Genomic DNA, 16,386 nt, shown 5'->3' on the forward strand with positions numbered 1-16,386 from the left:
TGTCCCGACAGGTTGGTGACGCGGCTGACGGGTGGATGGCCTCCGAGGGCGGTGTGGCAGCTACGGCGGCCCTCCGGAGCCGCCGGAGGCCCGCAGCGCCGACTCCAGGGTCGGGTGCGGGGGCAGGGCGCGCGTCAGGCCCGTGACTTCGAGGACGTGCAGGGTCAGCGGGTGCGCGCAGACCAGGTGGAGACGGCCGCCGCGTTCCAGGACGCGGTGCCGGGCCCGGGCGACCAGGCGCAGCCCCGAGCAGTCGAAGAACTCGACGGGGCGCAGATCCAGCACCACCCGGGCACGCTCGCGGCCGGTGAGCCGGTCCAGCAGGGGTGAGATCTCCGCCGCCGAGGCGATGTCGATCTCACCCCGGAACTCCAGCACGGTGTGCCCGCGCTCCTCGCGTACCCGCAGATGCCGGCTGAGCGGGGTGGGTTCCTCCCGCACGACGGCACCACCTCCCACCCGTCCCACCCGCGCCCGCGACGGACCGCGCCGCGCGGCGGCCAGCTCGACAGGACGAATTTGAGCATGTTCGCTTGGCATATGTCTTCGAGTTTGACGGAGCTGGTTCGAATCTGTGTGTTCGTGATCGGCCCGTGGTCTGCGGCTCGAGGGCGACCGGGTGATTCAGTGCTTGGCCGGAGCCGCGTTCGGGTGCGGCCAGGCGCCCGTGGAGCGGGCGACCGCCTTGGCGCGCGTACGGTCCACCACACTGCGGGCCACCGCGAAGATGGCCCCCTGCACCGCGGCCGCCAGCAGGACCTCGCCCCAGCCGCGGTCCGGGTCCAGCGGGTCCGGCGCCTCCTCCTCGTGGCGAATCACCATCCACGCCCTGCGGAAGGCCAGCCCGGCCAGTGCGCCACCCGCCCAGCTCAGCGCGAAGCCCACCGGTTTGTGCAGGAGGGGGGCCTTGATCTTGCTCATGTTCCTGTTCTTCTTCGCCATGTGTCACTCCTTCCTCGGCGGGGCCGTGTCCTCCCCGCGGAGCCCCCGACCTCCCCCGTCCGGGCCCGTGTGATCCTCCGCGCCGGGGGCATTCGGCGACAGGTGAGCGCTACTACGGAAAAGCAGCCGGACACTACGACCGGCGACAGCGACGGCCAGGACGCCGCCAAGTCGGACGGACACACCCGCGTCACCGTCCTCGTGGCACTCGCCGCGAACCTGGTGATCGCGTTGGCCAAGGCCGTCGGGGGTATCTTCGCGGGCTCGCCCGCTCTGCTGTCGGAGGCCGCGCACTCCGTGGCCGACAGCATGAACGAGGTGTTCCTGCTGGCCGCGCTGAGCCGCAGCCGCCGACCGCCGGACGCCCGGCACCCGTTCGGCTACGGCAAGGAGCGGTTCTTCTGGTCCCTGCTCGCGGCCGTCGGCATCTTCGTCATGGGAGGCTGCTTCTCCTTCTTCCAGGGCTTCGAGGCGATCAGGAGCGGCAGCGAGGAGAAGCTCAGCGGCTACATAGCCGGCCTCGTCGTGCTCGGCGTCGCCTTCGTCGCCGAGGGGATCTCCCTGATCCGGGCGGTACGCCAGGCGCACCGGCAGGGCGAGGGCGTCGGCGACGTCCAGGACCCCGCGCTGCGCACCGTGCTCGCCGAGGACGGCACGGCGGTGCTCGGCGTGGCCTTCGCCGCCATCGGCATGGTGCTGCACATGCTCACCGGGCAGGCGGTCTGGGAGGGATGCGCCTCGATCCTGATCGGTGCGCTGCTGGTCTACGTCGCCTACCGGCTCGGCCGCGACGCCCGCGACCAGCTCATCGGCGAGGCCGCCGACCCCGAGCTGACCGGCCGGATACGCGAACTGCTCCGCGCCCAGCCGGAGATCGACAGTGTGGAGGCGCTGTTCACGATGAAGACCGGCGTCGACTCCGCCATGGTGGCCGCGCGCATCGATCTGGTGCCGGGCATGGACAGCGAGGAGGTCGAGGAGGTCGCCGTCCGCATCAAGCGGTCCGTGGCCGAGACGTTCCCCGACGCCGGGCAGATCTTCCTCGACGTCACCGACCGCGACCACACCGGCCACGACCACACCGAGCGTGCCCCGCACGAAGCACAGGAGAGCCCCGCCGCGACGGGGGAGCGCGGCGGGACCTGACACCCGCGTGCCCTGCGGGGGACGGTTCACACCCCGCGGTCAGCGGCAGGTGCGGACCGTCCCCCGCAGCCGGTTCAGCTCTCGCCGGCCGGCTCCAGGACGAAGACCGGGATCTCGCGGTCGGTCTTCTCCTGGTACTCGGCATAGGGCGGGAAGGCCGCGACGGCCCGCTCCCACCACCGGGCCTTCTCGTCGCCCTTCACCTCACGGGCCCGCATCTCCCGCTTCGCGGGGCCGTCCTGGAGTTCGACCGTCGGGTCGGCCTTGACGTTGAAGTACCACACCGGGTGCTTCGGCGCCCCGCCCACGGACGCGACCACCGCGTACTTCCCCTCGTGCTCCACGCGCATCAGCGGCGTCTTGCGGATCTTGCCGCTGCGGTTGCCGCGCGTGGTCAGGATGACCACAGGCAGTCCGGTGTCGCGCAGCGTCGTCCCCTCCGTCCCGCCGGAACTCTCGTACTGCTCCACCTGATCGCGCACCCATTGCTCCGGGCTGGGCTCGTACTCGCCCTCAAGAGGCATGGCTTCGTCCCCTTCTCCGTGTCCCGTCCTGCCGACGGCTTCGCACCTGCGGTCCACCGCAACACCGGGGGCCGCCGACATCATCCGTACCGCGCATCCTCTGGACCATGCGGGTGAACAGCCGGATCTCGCGGTCCTTTCCCCGGCGGGGGTGGCCGAAAAGGGGCGGAAACGACGACACTGGGAGGACCGATGTGCGTCGGACGACCGGATTCCGGTGTCCGGGCACCTCGGGCGGACGCGTGTCTTCGGCCAGATCCGTCGGTTCGCCGATCTGGCCGAACTTGCCGTCGCCCTATAGGTGCCCTGGGCATCTAATGAAGATCGGTTCGAGGTACTTCTTCGTCTGCGAGGTCCATCCATGACGGAACTGACGGACACCACCGGCCCGGCCAAGGCGGCCGATCCCGTCGCCTTCCCGCAGGACCGCACCTGCCCCTACCACCCCCCCACCGGGTACGGTCCGCTGCGCGAGGGCCCGCCCGTGTCCCGCGTCACCCTGTACGACGGCCGCGAGGTCTGGGCCGTCAGCGGGCACTCCGCGGCCCGCGCGCTGCTCGCCGACCCCCGTCTCTCCAGCGACCGGCGCCGCCCCGAGTTCCCCGTCCCCACCGCCCGGTTCGCGGGCGTACGGGACCGCCGGGTCGCCCTGCTGGGCCTGGACGATCCCGAGCACCAGATCCAGCGGCGGATGATGATCCCGTCGTTCACGGTCAAACGCGCCACCGAGCTCCGGCCCGCCATCCAGGGAATCGTCGACGACCTCCTGGACGCGATGATCGAGCGGGGGCCCGTGGCCGAGCTGGTGTCGGCCTTCGCGCTGCCCGTGCCGTCCATGGTCATCTGCGACCTGCTCGGGGTGCCGTACGCCGACCACGAGTTCTTCGAGGAGCAGTCCCGCAAGCTGCTGCGCGGGCCGACGGCCGACGACAGCCAGAACGCCCGCAAGGAGCTGGAGACCTACCTCGGCGGACTGATCGACGCCAAGGCCGGCCACCCCGTGCCGGGGAAGGGAGTGCTGGACGACCTGGTGCACAGGCAGCTCGGCGAGGGCACGCTGGACCGGGACGAGGTCGTCTCGCTCGCCGTCATCCTGCTGGTCGCCGGGCACGAGACCACCGCCAACATGATCTCGCTGGGCACCTACACCCTGCTCCAGCACCCCGACCGGCTGGCCGAACTGCGCGCCGACCCCGCGCTGCTGCCCGCGGCCGTCGAGGAGCTGATGCGGATGCTGTCCATCGCCGACGGCCTGCTCCGGGTGGCCGTCGAGGACATCGAGATCGACGGAGTCACCATCCGGGCCGGGGACGGCGTGATGTTCTCCACCTCGGTGATCAACCGGGACGACTCCGTGTACGCCGATCCCGACACCCTCGACTTCGGCCGCTCCGCCCGCCACCACGTCGCCTTCGGCTTCGGCATCCACCAGTGCCTGGGCCAGAACCTGGCGCGCGCGGAACTGGAGATCGCCCTCGGCACGCTCTTCGCCCGGCTGCCCGGTCTGCGCCTCGCGGTCCCGGCCGAGGAGATCCCGTTCAAGCCCGGCGACACGATCCAGGGGATGCTGGAACTCCCCGTGACCTGGTAAGAGGCTTCTCGCCATGCACACCGACATCGAGATCGACAAGCACCTCTGCATCGGCGCGGGCCAGTGCGCACTGACCGCCCCGCGCGTCTTCACCCAGGACGACGACGGCTACAGCACCCTGCTGCCCGGCGCCGAGGACGGGGCGGGCAGCACCATGCTCCGGGAGGCCGCCCGCGCCTGCCCGGTCGGCGCGATCACCGTCACCGAGAACTGACCGCCTCAGGGACGGGCCTGTAGGGTTTCCCGGTGGCCGAGATCGCCGGGAAACCCTTCCTCTACGTCGTCGTCTGCGCGGCCGGGGTCGCCTCCGGCGTCGGCACGCTGATCAGCGAGGCCCAGCAGCGGGGCTGGGAGGTGGGCGTGATCGCCACCCCGGCCGCGACGAACGGATTCTTCGACCTGCCCGGCACCGAGGCCCGTACCGGGCGCCCGGTGCGCTCCGCCTGGCGCTCCCCGGCCGACCCGCGCCCCTTCCCGCCGCCGGAAGCGGTCGTGGTGGCACCGGCGACCTTCAACACCCTGAACAAGTGGGCCGCGGGCATCGCGGACACCCTGGCCGTCGGCACCCTGTGCGAGGCGCTCGGCCTGGGCGTGCCGATCGCGGTGCTGCCCAGCGTGGGGGAGGCGCTGGCCGCCCATCCCGCCTACCGGGAGAGCCTGATCTCGCTGCGCGGTCTCGGCGTCCGCTTCGGCGAGGGAAGGGTGCCGGGCGGCTTCGCCTGGAGCCGCGGGCTGGATCTGCTGGACCTGCCCTGAGACGTCATGGTGCCCGGCGCACGTACCCCGCGTCGTCCGGTGTGGAGACGTCCAGGTCGCGGCGGACGATGCTGAGCCGCGAGCCCCACCCTGCCAGCGCCCTGCGCAGGCCGGCGTCCGTGTACTCGATGTCCAGCACCCGGTCGTCAAAGGCGCCGGCGTAGGTCCCGCACTCGTCGTACTGGCCGCACTCCTCGGCCACCGCGAAGTCCAGGCCGGCACTCCCGCGCCGGCCGGCCAGCTCCGGGGTGTTCTTCTGGCCGACGGCCAGGCGGCGGGCATGGGCGTGCCGGGTGAGCAGGCGCATGAAGGCGATCGCGTCGGCCGGGGTGAGCAGGTGGCGGGAACGGGTGTAACTGTCGTAGTTGTCGGGCTCGACCGCGTCATAGCCCTTCTCCGCGCAGCCGTCGGTCCAGCGGTTCACCCTCTCCGCGATCCGTGCCCGCTTGGCCGGGGTGCCGATGTCGAGCAGGGGTTCGTCCCAGTCCTCGTCGATGACGACCTCGCCCGCGCGGTCGCGCAGCAGCAGGTCGGCCGGCCAGTCGGCGCGCTCCTGCGGCTGCGCCTGGAAGGCGTTGACGTAGCAGACGTTGTACAGCCCCTCGGCGGGGGAGTCGGCACGGTCACGGGTGACGACACGGACTCCCGCGGGCGGGGAGTAGGCGCCACCGATCTGGTAGTCGAAGCCGGCGTGCCTGGGCGGCAGCCGGGGGCTCTCGGGCGTGGGGCTCCCGGTGGCGCACCCGGTGAGGAGAAGCGCGAGAGCGAGGAGGGCGGCTCGGCTGCCACCGCGCGGGCTCTTCTCGATCGGCACCCGGACGATCCAACCCGGCGGACCGGAGCACGTCAACTCGGTACCCGGTCCGTGCCGGGAAATGCCCGTCCGTGCTTTCTTTGGTGTGCCGGCGATTTCATCTCTACTGAATATGAGTCAAGAATGTCCCGGGAACTCGTTTTCCGGCGGGATCTCTTGTTACCCGCTGTCACCCTGTGCGAAAGTGTGCGTCGCCGTGACGGGGGTGATCGCCCTTCGACGAAACAGAGTTGATGTCACCTCGTCCATCGTCCTGCCATTTGGTACGGACCTGATTCGGCTCAATTCTGGAGGAACAGCGCGTGAAGGGCGAAGGGCCGTCGAATTCCCAGGATTTCACCGGGCCGTTCGGTGTCTCCGACGGCGAACTCAGCGCGGAACTCCAGCGGTGGACGGTATCGGGCTCCGCCCTCCACCCCGTCGGTGAACTCCTCGACCGGCACTGGGCCGCCGCCTTCGCCTACGCCCGCCTGTGCGCGGACGGGCCGCGCGCGGCCGGGATGCTGACCACGGCCGCGTTCACCCGGCTCTTCGGCGAGTCACTGCGCCAGGCCGGGCCGTCCACCGCCTGGCGGCCCCAACTGCTCGTCACCGTACGGCGCATCGCCGCCGAGTGGGACACCGACGGCCGGCAGGAACTCCTGCACCCCGCGCTGCGGCCCGGCCCGGCGGGCGGGGAGCGCGCCGCCGCGCGGCTGCTCCCCGCGCCCGGCCGACGGCTGCTGGCCCGCGCCTTCCAGCGGCTGCCCCAGCCCTCCCGTGCCGTGCTCTGGCACACCGAGGTCGAGGGCGAGCCCCTCGCCGTGCCCGCCGCGCTCCTCGGGCTGGACGAGCAGAGCACGGCCGTCGAACTCGACCGCGCTCGCGACCGGTTGCGCGAGGAGTGCCTCCAGACCCACCGCGAACTCGCCCCGGACGCCGAGTGCGGACGCTACCTGCGGATGCTGGACGTCACCTTCCGCCGCGGCGGTGGCCTCGCCATGGACCCGGACCTGCACGGCCACCTCGACGGCTGCGGCCACTGCGGCCGCACCGCCGACCAGCTCGCCCGCTTCCACGACGGGCTCGGCCTGGCACTCGCCGAGGCCGTGCTCGGCTGGGGCGCCGCCGCCTACCTCGCGGCCCGCGCCGACGACAGTGCCGCACCGCCCGTACCGGCGCAGCCCATGCCCGCCGGGGGCGAGGAGTTCGTGCCCCCGCCGAAACCGGCCGCAGCGGGCCGGGCCGCCCCCGTCGGCCGGACGGCGCAGCGCGCGGCCCGGCGGGTCCGGCGGCGCAACGTCTCGCTGGCCGCCGCCACCGTCGCCGCCCTCGTCGCGCTGCCCCTGGTGCTGTGGTCGGTGCTCGGCTCCGACGACGGCGCCCCCGCCGCGCCCGGCCCCACCCCCTCCCCGGCGCCGGGCACCTCCACGCCCGCGCCGCGGCCCTCCTGGGCGGGTGCGGACGGCAACCGGCCGACCGCGCGGGGCCGGCTGCACAACGTGGCCTCCGGACGCTGCGTGGGCATCGTCGGGAAGAGGGCCGTCCAGGGCGCCGAGACCGAGGTCGTCACCTGCTCCTCCGCCCCCGGCCAGCGCTGGCGGTACGAGTCCGACGGGCGGCTGCGCAGCGACGCGGCGCCCGCCCTCTGCCTGGACTCCCGCCTCGGTTACTCGGTCCGGCTCGCCCCCTGCTCGGCGACCGGCGCCGACGGCCGCTTCATCCGCTACGACTTCACCCTCCAGGGCACCCTCGTCCCCCGCTGGAACCAGAACCTCGCCCTCACCCCGGCCGCCACGGACGGCTCCGGTGCGCTGGTGCTGAAGAACCGTGCCGAGACCGCCGTCCAGCGCTGGGTCGTGGACACCGCCGGCGACAAGCCGCAGATGGAGATCGTCGACTGGGGCGAGGTCACCCCGGTGCCCTCGCCCGACCGCACCCCGGCGAAGCCGGCCCCGCCCCGGCGCTCCGCGAGCCCGGCACCGAGCCCCACACCGACACGGACACCGACCGCCGCCCCGGCGTCCAGCGCGACGGTGACGGACGGCACCTGCTCCCCGTACCGTCACCGCTGCGACCGGGACGGCGGGGGAGACGGCGGCGGTGGCTACGGAGGCCGGCACCGCTGAGCCCCGGCTCAGCGGTGGTGCGGCGGAGGCGGGATCGTGCCCAGGCCCGGAGCCCGCTCGGGCCAGACCAGGAGGACCGGGCAGGGGGAGTGGTCGACGACGAAGCGCGCGGCGGGGCCGAGACTGTGCGGGCCGAGGCGGGAGCGGTCGCCGTCGCGGGCGAGGACGAGAAGGTCCGCGCCCGCGGCAGCCGCGACCACCTCCCGCTCCGGGCGGCCCGACCGCTCCTCGCGCACGCAGGGGCGGCCCAGGCGTTCGGCGGCCGAGTCCAGCAACTCCGCCGCCGAGCCGTCGTCGAGCACCTGAAGGCGGTCACCCGGATCGCCCTCCCAGGCCCGCCCCCGCCCCATCAGCCCCGCGAACGCGCCGTGCGCCACGTCGGGTACCTCGTGGCCCGACACATGCAGCAGCACCACCTCACGGGCGTGCGGGGCGTGCACGCGCACCGCGTCCACACAGGCGGGCCAGGTGCCCTCGACGAGCCAGACGACCGCACGCATCCGATGCCCTCCTCGCTCCACGCCGTCCCGTCAGATGATCTGCAGCGTCCCCCACAGTGCCACCACCGACACCGCCAGCGCCGAGGGCACGGCGATCAGCCCCAGGCGGGTGAACTCCCCGAGGTTCACGCCCTCGTCGTGCTGGTGCACGATCCGCCGCCACAGCAGGGTGGCCAGCGAACCGGCGTAGGTGAGGTTCGGGCCGATGTTCACGCCCAGCAGCACCGCCAGCACCGCGCCCGCACCGCCCGGCACGGCCAGCGGCAGCAGCACCAGCACGGCGGGCAGGTTGTTGATCAGATTGGCCAGCACGGCGGCCACGGCCGCGATCCCGAGCAGCGCGAGCAGCCCGCTCCCGGACGGCAGCAGATGCCCGAGCGCGTCGGAGAGCCCGTTGTCCACCACCGCCCGCACCACCACACCGAGCGCCAGCACGAACGCCAGGAACGGCGGCGCGGCAGCCCGCACCACGGACAGCGGGGCCGCCTGCCGGCGCACCACGGCTCGCCCCGCCATGAGCAGCGCCCCGGCGGCCGCCGCCCACGCCGGATCGACACCGACCGCCGAGGCCACCACGAAACCGGCGAGCGTGCAGCCCACGGTCACCAGCGCGAACACCGGCAGCGCAGGCTCCTCGCCGGTGTCCCGCGTGGCCGGCGCCGCGGCGGACAGGTCGCGGCGGAAGAAGCGCCGGAACACCACGTACTCCACGCCGATCGCCGCCAGCCACGGCAGCGCCATCAGCGCCGCGAACCGGGTGAAGGACAGCCCGCTCGCCGCGAAGGCCAGCAGGTTCGTCAGATTGGACACCGGCAGCAGCAGTGACGCCGTGTTCGACAGATGCGTGCACGCGTACACGTGCGGCTTGGGGCGGACGCCGGAACGGGCGGCCGTGGCGAACACCACCGGGGTGAGCAGCACGATCGTCGCGTCCAGGCTCAGTACGGCCGTGATCACCGATGCCAGCGCGAACACCGCCGTCAGCAGCCGTACCGGCCGTCCACGCGACCAGCGGGCCATCCACGCCCCGCACGCCCGGAACAGGCCCTCCACGTCGCAGAAGTGGGCCAGGACGAGCACCGCGGCCAGGAATCCGACCACGGGGCCCAGCCGCGCCACCTCGTCGCGGGCGTGGTCCAGGGAGATGGCACCGGTGAGGATGGTGATGCCGGCGGCGGGCACCGCGAGCACCGCCTCCGACCGGCCGAACGGCCGTACCACCGCCCAGGCGAGGACGGCGACGAGCAGCAGGGCCGACAGGGCCTCGGCGAGCGGGATGTTCAGGGCGATCCTCCGGACCGGTGTCGATGTGCCCGCTCATGAAAACAGACCCCGGCGCGCCGGGCCCACCGGGACCCGGCGCGGTCGTGCCCGCTTCAGGCGCCCGAACCGGCGGCGAACACGGTCAGGCGGACCGATGACGAGTTCCCGGAGACCGGCACCGGACCACCCGTCCAGGTCACCTTCAGCGGGTCCCGCTCGTCGGGCGGGGTGACCACCAGCGAGGCCGGCTTCGCTGACCTGGCGCCGCTTACCTGCGGGTTGGAGAAGGTCAGCCCGGCCCAGGCGCTCTGGCCGGGACGGAGCGTGACCGTCACCGGCGAGCCCAGGGTGCGCTCGGGGTCGCCGCCGAGCTGGGTGCCGGAGGCGTTCACGAATGCCGCGCCCGGATAGCCGCGCAGGGTGCAGGTGCGGGACGACTTGTTGGTGAGGACGACGGGGAAGTTCTCCTGTCCGGCGCCCGGGTCGTTGCGGCCCACGGCCGCCCGCAGCTCCGAGGTGTGGCACCGGGTGCTCTTCGCGCTGTCGGGCCTGGCGGTCCGCGTCGCCGAGTCCGGTGCCGAGGGTGTGGACGTGCCGCCGCTCTGGGTCACCGGCGAGGGTGTGCCGGCGGGGTCGGGCGAGCCGGTGGACTCGGCCGGGGCCGAGGTCTCGGTCGCGGGCGCCGCCGAGCCGGACACCGTCCTCGCCGGGGACGCGCCCACGTCGCCGTTGCCGCAGGCGGTGAGGAGGCCCAGTACGGCGGCGGAGCCCAGGAGCAGGGTCCCGCACCGCCTGGCCGGGGATGAGTTCGCCATGTCGCACTAGCCTCCCTGTAAACCACGGCCCGCGCGGTCCGCGTGCCGTCGGCGCCGGATGCGCCGTCACAGCTTCCGATGCTCCGTCCGGCGGAAAAGTTCGGGACGAGGAGGAAAAACTTCCGCGCCCGAAGAAGTCTCCGCCCGCGGGGTCCTCCCCGCCACGCCGGACGAGGGTTCCCCCCGATCAGGTGACCCGGAGCGAGCGGAGTATGCCGTCGGTGGCGTCCGGGTCGCCGTGCTGGCGCACCTGCACGTACACCTGAGGGCCGCGCGCGCCGTCCGAGGGGCGCAGCGCGGACTCCGTGACCGACCCCCCGCCCGCGCAGTCCGTCCACACCCGGACCGTGCCCCGCCAGACCGGCCCCGTGATCGCGCGCCGGTTTGCGCCCCGGCAGCCGGAGTGCGCGAGCGCGTCCACCCGGCCGGTGAGATCCCCCTCGCCCAGGCCGACGAAGACACCGTTCACCGGCGCGCCGAGGTCGGACCAGCGGGACAGGTCGTCGGCCACCACCAGCCCCGGCTCCCGCCCGCCGGGGAGCCCGAGGGCGCGCGGGTCCCACCCGGAGTCGCGCAGCTCGCGGTTCCATCCCGCGGGCACCTCGACGCTGATCCGTCCGGAGGCGTCCCCCACCCGTGCGACCCCGGCGCTCCCGGCGGGCCGGTGGAGCACCAGCGCCACCGCGCTCCCGGCCGCCACCAGGCCGAGCGCGGCCGCCGCGGCGAGGACCGCGCGCCTGCCCCGCACCGCGCGGGACCACCCCGGCCGGCCGGGGGCCGACGCCAGCCGGTCCAGCTCGTCGGCGAACGCACGCGCGGAGGGCCAGCGCCGCTCCCGGTCCGGCTCCAGCGCCCGCAGCACCGCCCGCTCCACGCCGAGGTCCAGGTCCGGCCGCAGGCGGCTCGGTGGCAGCGCCTTGCCCGGCGGGCCCGGCACGGTCCCGGTCAGCAGCTCGTAACCCACCGCGCCCAGGCTGTAGACGTCGGCACGCTCGTCGATGCCGGCACCGGGCTCGGCCTGTTCCGGGGGCCGATAGCCCGCCGAACCCGCGGCCAGGGTCAGCGCCGACGCCTGTGCCAGGCTCTTGGCCAGTCCCAGGTCGGCCAGCAGCAGCCGGCGTCCGCCGTCCGGTGCGGTGCGCAGCAGCAGGTTGGTCGGCTTGATGTCCCGGTGCACGATCCCCGCCTCGTGCAGCGCGGCGGCCCCCCGCGCGGCCAGCGCCGTCAGCTCCAGCGCCTCGGGCACCGGCGGCGGGCCGTCGGCGCACAGGTCGGCGAGGGTGCCGCCGTCGGCGTACTCCATGACGAAGTACGGCCTGGTGTCGTCCAGTTCCCCGATGTCGTAGACCTGCACCACCCGGCTGGACCGTGCCCGGCGCAGCAGCCGCGCCTCCGACAGGAAGCGTTCGCGCACGTCGAGGCGGTGGGACCAGTTGTCGGCGAGCACCTTGACCGCCACCAGGGCGTCCAGTTCGTCGTCCCGGGCGAGCCACACCGTGGCGAACGCACCGCTGCCCAGGTGCTGTTGCAGGCGGTACCGGCCGATCCGCTCCGGGGAGTGCATACGGCTATCATGCCTGGCCCGAGATCGACTTCGAGAGGGGAGCCGACGTGCAGGACGCCGCGATGGCCGAGGAGCTGGCCCGTCTGGCCGCGGCGGGCGACCGGGCGGCCCTGGACCGGCTGCTGGCCGGGCTGCGGCCGGAGGTGGTGCGCCGCTGCGGGCGCTTCCTGCCCTGCCGGGAGGACGCCGAGGAGGCCGCCCAGGACGCACTGCTCCAGGTGGCCCGGCACATCGGCGGCTTCGAGGGCCGCAGCCGCTTCAGCACCTGGCTGCACACGGTCGTCGCCAACTGCTGCCGGCAGAAGTACCGCGAACTGAAGCGGCGGGCCGCCGAACAGCCCGCCCCCGCCGAGGTGTCCGAACCCGCCGACCCGCGCACCACCAGCGTCATCGCGGGCTCCCGGATCGACCTGCTGGAGGCGCTGGACCGGCTGGAGCGCGAGCATCCGCACCTGGTCGCCCCGCTGGTCTACCGCGACCTGTGCCAACTGGAGTACGCCGAGGCCGCCGAACGCGCGGGCATCCCGCTCGGCACCCTGAAGTCCCGGCTGCACGAGGCCCGCAGGCTGGTACGGACCTGGCTGCGAGCCCAGTGACCCGCCGCCGGGGCGGGTCCGGGGACGCTCACTTCTTGTAGCCGAGCACCGTCATCATGCCGCTCTCCGAGTGGTACTGGTTGTGGCAGTGCAGCATCCACAGACCGGGGTTGTCGGCGTCGAAGTCGATGACCAGCTTGCGGTGCGGCAGCACCACGGCCGTGTCCTTCCGGGCGCCCACCGCGTCGATGCCGGTCAGCGCGAAGGTGTGGCCGTGCAGGTGCAGCGGGTGCCACATGTCGGTGGCGTTGATCAGGGTCATCCGCACCCGCTCCCCGGCTCGCACCGCGTGCCGTTCGCGCACGTCGTACTGCTTGTGGTCGAAGCCCCAGTCGTACTTCGCCATGGTGCCGGTGACCTTGATGCGCATCCGGCGGTCCGGCTCGCGGTCGTCCAGGGCGACGGAGTCCGCGGGCAGCAGCCGGCGCGCCGGGAGCACCTCGCGGTCCAGCTCCGGCAGCCTCACATCCGCAGGAGGAACGGTTCTGCCGTTGTCCGTACGGAGCACCGCGAGCGCCTGGCCGCCCTTGCCCTCGGCCAGCGCGACCAGCGGGAACACCCCGTCCTTGGCGGTGATCAGCACGTCGTACCGCTCTGCCATGCCGACCAGCAGCGCGTCCGTCTCCCGGTGCTGGACCGGGTAGCCGTCGGTGTGCGTGACCGTCAGCTTGTGGCCCCCGAGGGCCACCCGGAAGGCGGTGTCCGAACCCGCGTTGATGATGCGCAGCCGCACCCGCTCGCCGGGACGGCACTTGAACGAGGTCGGCGCGCCCGGTCGGCGCCCGTTGACCAGGTAGATCGGGTACGAGACGTTGCCGCCGACCCCGTGCAGGATGCGGCTCCTGGACCCGTGCAGCATGCGGTTGGGGCCGGTGTTCTTCGGCGGGCTGGGCATGGCCGGCATCGGGTGCTCGTGCGGCCGCGCGGTCGGGCGGCGCTCGGGGCCCATCATCGCCATGCCGCCGCCCGGCTTGAGCTGCCGCAGCACCTTCTCCGGGGTGGAGCCGTCGACCCCGTCCACCCAGTCGTCGAGGACGACCACCCACTCCTTGTCGTACTTCAGCGGCTCCCTGGGGTCGTCCACCACGAGCGGCGCGTACAGGCCCCGGTCCGGCTGCATGCCGACGTGACTGTGCAGCAGGTAGGTGCCGGGATCGGCGACGGTGAAGCGGTAGTTGAAGTCCATCCCGGTGGGGATGGAGTCCTGGGTGAGGCCCGGCGCGCCGTCCATGTCGCAGCGCAGCCGTACGCCGTGCGAGTGGAGGGTGGTGGTCTCCGGCAGCCGGTTGGCGAGCGTGATGCTCAGCACGTCACCGGCGGTCGCCCGTACCAGCGGTCCGGGCAGCGCGTCCTGGTACGCCCAGGTGCGCACCGACCGGCCGCCCAGGTCCAGCGTGGTCTCACCGGCCGTGAGCGTGAACATGCGCACCCGGCCCGAACCGCGCCGCCGCTCGGCCGCCCGTACCTCCGGACCCGACGGTTCGACGTAACCCGCGGGACCCGGCGGGACGAAGTTCCCGGCCGCCATCATCGTGCCGCGCGGTCCCGGCCGGGGCCGTGGGCCCGAGTCGGAGCAGGCGGCCAGGAGTCCCGCGCCCGCGGCAGCGAGCGGGACGCGGAGGAGAGTACGCCGCGAAGGTGTATGCATAAAGGATATAAGACACTTTTTGTGCTCGTATGTGATGGATCTGAGAGCGGCGCGTCTGCTGGTGTCGGCCCGGAGAGGTGTCCCGAACGCCGGTACCGGGGGAGCGGGCGGCCGATCTGGCTCGATTTACGGGTGAGTACCCTCGCGGTACCGTGAGGTCATGCCAGCTCTCAACGTGGAGTTCAGCGAGCGCGAACTAGCGGACCTTCGGCAGATCGCCAAGGAACGCGGTACGTCGATGAAGGCCCTGGTGCGGGAGGCGGCCGCGGCGGACATCGCGCGGCACCGGGCACTGAAGGAGGGCGCGGAGACGTTCCGGGCCTTCTTCACCGCGCACGCCGAGGAGTTCGCCGCCGCTTTCCCCGACGACGAGGCCGTACCGGCCAGGGGCGAGGCCGCCTGACCGGCGATGGCCCCCGTGATCCACATCGACGTCCCCTGGCTGCTCCAGCGGCACGAGGACGTCCTGCCCGAACAGCCCTCGGTGGACGACTTCTCCGCCCTGGTCGCCGCCGTCGCCCGGCACCGTGTCGACCCGCCCCGGCTCGGCGTCGACTCCGACCCCGCCTGGCGGGCAGCCGCCCTGCTGCACACCCTCGCCGTGCTCCGCCCCCTGCCCGCGGCCAACGCCCGCTTCGCCTGCGCCACCGCCGTCGCCTACCTGCACATCAGCGGCGCCGGCATCGACCCGCCGTACGGTGCCCTCGTCGACCTCGTCCGTGACCTGACCGACGGCCGCGCCGACGTGTACGGCGCGGCCGACCGGCTGAGGTCCTGGCGGATCTGACACCGCCCCGGCGGACGGGGGAAGCCGTACGGCGATCGGCCGGGGGTCCTCCGCGAGGGCCGGGCACAGTCCACACCCCGCCCGCGCGGAGGGAGAAGGGTGCGCGCGGGCTGGTCGTGTGCGCGGGTTTCACACGGGGCGCACGGAACCCGACTTCCCTGCAAACCCGGCGATGTGGGACGCGCTCCTTGTTGCGTGTGGAGAAGTTGTGCGAGGGTTGACACTCCCGCGCGGGGGGTGAGGTCCAAAACCGGTCCGGCATGTGGGCCACCGGGCCGGAGGGCGCCGGGGCGGAACCGTGGGTCCCGTTCACTCCGTGCGCACCCCGGAGGACCGCTCCCACGCTCCGCACGCGCCAAAGGAAACCGCTCAGTGACCACCCCTCAGCCTCCCCTTCCCTCCTACCTGCCCGGCATGGCGGCGGGGGAGTCCGACGAGTCCACGGCCGCCTGGCTGCGCGCCGGTTCGGACACGGAGGCGTCCCGGTCGGCCGCCCTGCTGATGGCCCGGCACTGGCAGCCCGCCGCCGACTACGCCGTGATCTGCCTCGCCGGTTCCGGACCGCTGGCCCACATGGTCACCGCCGCCGTCTTCCACCAGGCCCTGGACCGGCTCGCCCTCGGCGAGCCCGCCGAGGCGCTCCGCCCCCGGCTGCTGTTGGCCGTACGCGACACCGTGCTCGACTGGGCGGCCACCGACCGCCTCACCGCCGCCCTGCCCGGTCTCGCCAAGCCGGCCGGGGGGCGCGGGATGCGCGCCGCGAACAACCTCACCCCGGAGAACCGCACCCTGGCCGAGCGGGCCTTCCACATGCTGCCCCGGCTGGAGCAGACGCTGCTGTGGCACACCGAGGTCGAGGCCGAGCCGGTGGCCGTTCCCGCTGCGCTTCTCGGCGTGGACCCGGTGAGCGCGGCGGCCGCGCTCGAGCAGAGCCGGGAGAAGCTGCGCACGGGGATGCTGCGCGCACACCGTGAGCTGGCGCCCAGCGGGGAGTGCCGCCACTACAACCGACTGCTCGACGTGCCGGCGCGCCGGGGCGGGGGCGTACTGCCCGACGTCCGCCAGCACCTGGACGCCTGCTCCTACTGCCGGTACGCCGCCGAACAGCTCGGCCAGATCGACAGCGGCGCCGGGCCGCTGCTGGCCGAGGCGGTCCTCGGCTGGGGTGCCCGCCGCTACCTCGACTCCCGGCCCGGCCGGGGTCAGGCCGGCTCCGCCCCGAGCGAGTCCCCGCGTTCCGGCGGGCGCCGGCGGGCCGGCAAGCGGGGCGCGGGGCGCCGCCGCCCGGGGTGGTCGGTGCAGCCCGGCCGAGACGACGCCCGCGCCGGTCCG

17 protein-coding genes and 1 pseudogene are annotated in these 16,386 nt (G+C 73.6%); 9 read left to right on the forward strand and 9 right to left on the reverse strand.

All coding sequences use genetic code 11. The features are described 5' to 3' along the window. Positions 1-60 precede the first annotated feature (60 nt). Together ACWCV3_RS10665 and ACWCV3_RS10670 are read right to left on the reverse strand one after the other, a co-directional pair. Positions 61-441, reverse strand: a complete 381-nt coding sequence (locus tag ACWCV3_RS10665) for an anti-sigma factor antagonist (RefSeq protein WP_451221445.1) — start codon at positions 439-441, stop codon at positions 61-63. A gap of 183 nt (positions 442-624) precedes the next feature. Beyond that, positions 625-942, reverse strand: a complete 318-nt coding sequence (locus ACWCV3_RS10670; protein WP_451221448.1) for a DUF4235 domain-containing protein — start codon at positions 940-942, stop codon at positions 625-627. A 102-nt stretch (positions 943-1,044) separates the two neighbouring features. Between ACWCV3_RS10670 and ACWCV3_RS10675 the strand changes: the two genes are divergently transcribed. Continuing rightward, positions 1,045-2,088, forward strand: coding sequence for a cation diffusion facilitator family transporter (locus ACWCV3_RS10675; RefSeq protein WP_451221451.1), 1,044 nt, complete (start codon positions 1,045-1,047; stop codon positions 2,086-2,088). Between the two features lie 74 nt (positions 2,089-2,162). Here the strand turns inward: ACWCV3_RS10675 and ACWCV3_RS10680 are convergent, their stop codons facing one another. Beyond that, positions 2,163-2,612, reverse strand: a complete 450-nt coding sequence (locus ACWCV3_RS10680) for a nitroreductase family deazaflavin-dependent oxidoreductase (protein ID WP_451221454.1) — start codon at positions 2,610-2,612, stop codon at positions 2,163-2,165. Positions 2,613-2,973: 361 nt separating this feature from the next. Here ACWCV3_RS10680 and ACWCV3_RS10685 point away from each other — a divergent pair, with 361 nt between their 5' ends. The 3 genes from ACWCV3_RS10685 to ACWCV3_RS10695 are packed head-to-tail and all read left to right on the forward strand — an operon-like array spanning position 2,974 to position 4,959. Further along, positions 2,974-4,203 (forward strand): cytochrome P450, encoded by a 1,230-nt coding sequence (locus tag ACWCV3_RS10685; protein ID WP_451221457.1) that lies wholly within the window; start codon positions 2,974-2,976, stop codon positions 4,201-4,203. A 13-nt stretch (positions 4,204-4,216) separates the two neighbouring features. Then, positions 4,217-4,417 carry a ferredoxin gene (locus ACWCV3_RS10690; protein ID WP_451221459.1) on the forward strand — a complete coding sequence of 67 codons (201 nt, stop codon included), beginning with the start codon at positions 4,217-4,219 and terminating at the stop codon, positions 4,415-4,417. Between the two features lie 32 nt (positions 4,418-4,449). Next, the gene (locus ACWCV3_RS10695; protein ID WP_451221462.1) at positions 4,450-4,959 is read left to right on the forward strand and encodes a flavoprotein; all 510 of its coding nucleotides are present in this window, start codon (positions 4,450-4,452) and stop codon (positions 4,957-4,959) included. Between the two features lie 4 nt (positions 4,960-4,963). On the opposite strand, the gene ACWCV3_RS10700 is transcribed toward ACWCV3_RS10695, so the two are convergent. Next, positions 4,964-5,773, reverse strand: a complete 810-nt coding sequence (locus tag ACWCV3_RS10700) for an endo alpha-1,4 polygalactosaminidase (protein ID WP_451221465.1) — start codon at positions 5,771-5,773, stop codon at positions 4,964-4,966. A 302-nt stretch (positions 5,774-6,075) separates the two neighbouring features. On the opposite strand from ACWCV3_RS10700, the gene ACWCV3_RS10705 reads away from it, so the two are divergent. Next, positions 6,076-7,881 carry a ricin-type beta-trefoil lectin domain protein gene (locus tag ACWCV3_RS10705; protein WP_451221468.1) on the forward strand — a complete coding sequence of 602 codons (1,806 nt, stop codon included), beginning with the start codon at positions 6,076-6,078 and terminating at the stop codon, positions 7,879-7,881. Positions 7,882-7,889: 8 nt separating this feature from the next. Here the strand turns inward: ACWCV3_RS10705 and ACWCV3_RS10710 are convergent, their stop codons facing one another. The 4 genes from ACWCV3_RS10710 to ACWCV3_RS10725 all read right to left on the reverse strand — a co-directional run bounded on the left by ACWCV3_RS10710 (position 7,890) and on the right by ACWCV3_RS10725 (position 12,023). Beyond that, complete coding sequence (locus ACWCV3_RS10710; protein ID WP_451221471.1) at positions 7,890-8,381, reverse strand: universal stress protein; 492 nt, start codon at positions 8,379-8,381, stop codon at positions 7,890-7,892. A 30-nt stretch (positions 8,382-8,411) separates the two neighbouring features. After that, a complete protein-coding gene (locus ACWCV3_RS10715; protein WP_451221513.1) occupies positions 8,412-9,671 on the reverse strand; it encodes an arsenic transporter in 1,260 nt (419 codons plus the stop codon). 86 nt (positions 9,672-9,757) lie between these two features. Beyond that, a complete protein-coding gene (locus ACWCV3_RS10720; protein ID WP_451221473.1) occupies positions 9,758-10,459 on the reverse strand; it encodes a DUF4232 domain-containing protein in 702 nt (233 codons plus the stop codon). Positions 10,460-10,646: 187 nt separating this feature from the next. After that, a complete protein-coding gene (locus tag ACWCV3_RS10725) occupies positions 10,647-12,023 on the reverse strand; it encodes a serine/threonine-protein kinase (RefSeq protein ID WP_451221476.1) in 1,377 nt (458 codons plus the stop codon). A 47-nt stretch (positions 12,024-12,070) separates the two neighbouring features. Here ACWCV3_RS10725 and ACWCV3_RS10730 point away from each other — a divergent pair, with 47 nt between their 5' ends. Next, a complete protein-coding gene (locus ACWCV3_RS10730) occupies positions 12,071-12,619 on the forward strand; it encodes an RNA polymerase sigma factor (protein ID WP_451221479.1) in 549 nt (182 codons plus the stop codon). Between the two features lie 28 nt (positions 12,620-12,647). On the opposite strand, the gene ACWCV3_RS10735 is transcribed toward ACWCV3_RS10730, so the two are convergent. Continuing rightward, positions 12,648-14,267, reverse strand: coding sequence for a multicopper oxidase family protein (locus ACWCV3_RS10735; RefSeq protein ID WP_451221482.1), 1,620 nt, complete (start codon positions 14,265-14,267; stop codon positions 12,648-12,650). Between the two features lie 160 nt (positions 14,268-14,427). On the opposite strand from ACWCV3_RS10735, the gene ACWCV3_RS10740 reads away from it, so the two are divergent. From ACWCV3_RS10740 to ACWCV3_RS10750, 3 genes and pseudogenes are all read left to right on the forward strand, one after another. Continuing rightward, positions 14,428-14,670 carry a hypothetical protein gene (locus ACWCV3_RS10740; RefSeq protein WP_078858354.1) on the forward strand — a complete coding sequence of 81 codons (243 nt, stop codon included), beginning with the start codon at positions 14,428-14,430 and terminating at the stop codon, positions 14,668-14,670. Positions 14,671-14,676: 6 nt separating this feature from the next. Continuing rightward, positions 14,677-15,054, forward strand: coding sequence for a toxin Doc (locus ACWCV3_RS10745; protein WP_161199973.1), 378 nt, complete (start codon positions 14,677-14,679; stop codon positions 15,052-15,054). Positions 15,055-15,426: 372 nt separating this feature from the next. Beyond that, a pseudogene (locus tag ACWCV3_RS10750) lies at positions 15,427-16,386 on the forward strand (hydrolase); the annotation flags it as partial.

Source organism: Streptomyces sp. NPDC001781 (assembly GCF_053596035.1).